3 protein-coding genes are annotated in these 3195 nt (G+C 71.3%); all 3 read right to left on the bottom strand.

Annotated features, from left to right (window positions below; all coding sequences use genetic code 11):
* Positions 1–63 precede the first annotated feature (63 nt).
* Positions 64–1422: a ferritin-like protein gene (locus tag VF468_05530; GenBank protein HEX5877773.1), complete on the bottom strand. Its 1359-nt coding sequence runs from the start codon at positions 1420–1422 to the stop codon at positions 64–66.
* A gap of 330 nt (positions 1423–1752) precedes the next feature.
* Entirely contained in the window at positions 1753–2565 is an 813-nt protein-coding gene (locus VF468_05525; protein ID HEX5877772.1) for an SAM-dependent methyltransferase, read from the bottom strand.
* Positions 2566–2816: 251 nt separating this feature from the next.
* The coding region (locus tag VF468_05520; GenBank protein HEX5877771.1) for a TetR/AcrR family transcriptional regulator C-terminal domain-containing protein at positions 2817–3195 on the bottom strand (379 nt) is incomplete at its 5' end.

The following is a 3195-nucleotide window of genomic DNA, read 5'->3' as shown; positions in this document are numbered from 1 at the left end:
TCACGCCTCCGCCAGCATAGCTGCGGACCCTGACCCGAGTGGAGTGGACGTTCGATCCGCTGCCTATCCGGCGGCGGCCCGTTCGTCCAGGTGGCCCTGCAGCCGGGCGGCCAGGCCGCGGACCGGCTCCTCGAGCTCGGCCAGCCGCTCCAGGCCGGGCTCGCAGCCGAGCCGCACGCAGGCGTCGGCCATCACGCCCAGGCGCTGGATCATCACCTTCCAGGCGGCCTCCCGCCAGGGCAGCAGGAACTGGGACGGGTGGACCATGAAGAAGGCCGGGCCGGCCAGCTCCCCCGGGTGGTCGGGACCCAGCGGCAGTGTGGTCAGCACCGACCCCAGCGGCCGCAGCACCGCCGCCATCAGCCCGATGGCGGCGCCGGCCAGGGTGTCCACCTCCCGGTCGGTCTCGCCCTCGTGGACGAACAGCCGGCCCAGCAGCTGGAACAGCGTCTGGTGGGCGGCGTCGAACACGTCGGCCACCTGCGCGGTCAGCGGGTCGCTGATGACCACGGCCAGCGGCTGGTCGGGCGGGCGGCGCACGTAGGCGGGCTGGGCCGGCCGCGCCGGCTCGAAGCTCGGGTCCGCCTCGGTCGCGGCCAGGTACTCCTCCAGGATGGTGGAGAGGCGGCCGAAGTGGGCCTCGCGCCAGTCGCCGTCGGCGCCCTCGCCCTGCTCGACGATGGTCGCGATGGCGGCCTCGGCCGAGGCCAGGTCGTTGACCGCGACCAGCTCCGACCAGCCGAGCAGCTCGCGCGTGGCCTGGGCCTCGGGCGGGCCGATGAACACCTCGGCCTCGCCGTAGCGATCGACCAGGCGGGCGAAGCCGTGGCCGATGCTGCGGTACAGGTGCCCGACGGTCGTGTAGTCCTGCGGTTCGGCCATCAGGGTGGCCGGGGTCGCGGTCAGGGGCCGGCACTCGCACACCCTCGAGAACAGCTCGGCGTCGGCCACGTCGACGTGGTCGGGGCGCTCCAGGAACAGGAAGTGGCGCAGCGCCTCCTCGCCGAACGGCACCAGCGCCACCTGCACCTCAGGCGGGTACCACTGGCAGCGGATCGGGAAGTTGGGCCGGTGGAAGTGCGGGGTGGCGCCGACCGCGGTCAGCAGGTTGGTCGCCAGGGTCAGGTGCAGCATCTCCTGGACCGCGATCTCGGCCAGGGTGTCGCCCCAGCGGGTGACCAGGGCGAGCTGCTCGGGGTCGAGCCCGTCGCCGGGATCGCGCTTGAGGGAGTACAGCGCGAACAGGTACTCGCAGAGAATCCCCTGTTCCAGCTCGGAGGCCTGGGTGAGCAGGTAGACGAGCTGCTCGCGGCTGTCGACGGGCAGCGGCGGCCGCGTGGTGGTGGTCGTGGCCCCCCGATAGAGCGGGACCATCCTCCGCGCCGGCGCCGCCGGGTTCCCCCCCTCGGCCGGTGTGGGCACGGGCAACCTCCTTCGCTGGCTCCGGGCAGCCGTCCAGCACCCCCATGGATCGGCAACCACCCTAGCGCCGGGGGTGGACAACGGCCGCGCCCCGGTCGGCCGCCGGCGGCACTGGCGCCCGCCCGACTCCCGGCGCGGCCGAGGCGTGCCCCAGTGGTCAGCCGGGGACGCTGGGGGATGCGGCCGAGGACGTGACGGTGCCGAACGTCCGGCAGGTCCTGGACGTTCTCGCCGCCCACCTTGACGAGAGGCGGTCGTCGAGCCAGGGGCGGGCGGGCGTACCGACGGCGGTCGTCGCCGAGGCCCACCAGGAGACTCTCTTCGCAGGCGCTACGGCTTGCGCGCGACGCCACATGCCGAATCGATCTCGGCGGGGAGACCGGACGCGCTGGGCTCGGGATGCCATCGTGGGGGGGAGACAACGCCGGGTTCCACCAGCTCAAGGCCGTCGAAGAAGCGAGCGATCCGATCGGGGCTGCGCAGGTGGTAGGTCGGGTTGGCGGACTGGTTCCAGATGCGCGCGGCCTCCACCACCTCCTCGCTGGTGTCGGTGCCGTCATTCATCGTCAAGTAGCTCCCGGCGGGCACGCCGCCCAGGAGCCGTTTGACGATCGACTGCGCCTGCTCATCCTCGGCGATGTGGCCCAGGATCCCCATCAGCATGATCGCGATCGGCTGAGTCAGGTCCAGCGTCCGGGCCGCTTCCTGCAGGATCTTGTCGGGGTCGCGCAGGTCGGCGTCGATGTAGGCGGTGGCGCCCTCGGGGCTGCTGGTCAGCAAGGCACGGGCGTGCACCAGCACGATGGGGTCGTTGTCGACATAGACGATGCGGCACTCCGGCGCCACCGCCTGGGCGACCTGGTGGGTGTTGTTGGCGGTGGGCAGGCCGGTGCCGATGTCGAGGAACTGGCGGATCCCCGCCTCACCGGCCAGGTACTCGACCGCGCGGACCAGGAAGGCCCGGGAGGCGCGGGCGTTCTCGACGATGGCCGGGAAGGCCTCGAGAATCTGGTCGCCGACCTGGCGGTCGACGGGGAAGTTGTCCTTGCCGCCCAGCCAGTAGTTCCAGATCCGGGCCGTCTGCGGCACGTTGGTGTTGATCTCGGGCGGTACCTGGCTGGCGGTGGCCGAGTTGTCTGCCACGGGATGCCTCACCTGCTTTGGTTGTGCGCGCCGCTGATGTCACACACGACCTAGCCTCTTGTCCGCCACGCCACAATGTCAACGACGGCTCAATATGAGTTGCCTGTTCGAATCCCGCGCGTGAATTCCGCTCGCGTGCAAGCTGGCGTGAGCGCAGGCGGCGCCCTGTTATCGATCACCCTCGTGCGCCCCAGGTCGATCGACCCGGTGCCCAGGTGGTCGAACATCGACGTTATCGCCTTGGGTGTGGCTTAGTCATGGCCTGGTTGGGTGTGGTCGGGTGCTGGGGTGGTGGTCGTTGGTCGGCCCTGGGGTGCTGGTCGCTGGGTCAGTTGGGCGTGGGCCAGCCCTTGGACCAGGACCTGGAGGCCGGCGCGGAACCGCTCGTCGCGGTTGTCGACCCAGATGTGTTCGCCCAGGGCGACCAGGGCCGGGAAGCGGTCAGGAGGCAGGGAGCGGAAGAACTGGTGCAGCTGGGCCCTGGTCGCCGGGTCGCGGACGCGGTGTTCGTTGACCGAGGTCACCGGGCTGCTGACGGCAAAGCCGATGGTGTAGTCGACGAGCAGGAAAAAGGCCAGCCCGGCCTGGCGGTCGCCGAACCCGGCGGCCTGCAGGGGGGCCAGGAAGGCC

The organism is Actinomycetota bacterium, assembly GCA_036280995.1.
Taxonomy (GTDB): Bacteria; Actinomycetota; CALGFH01; order CALGFH01; family CALGFH01; genus CALGFH01.
This window is presented reverse-complemented; position numbering and strand designations above follow the sequence as displayed.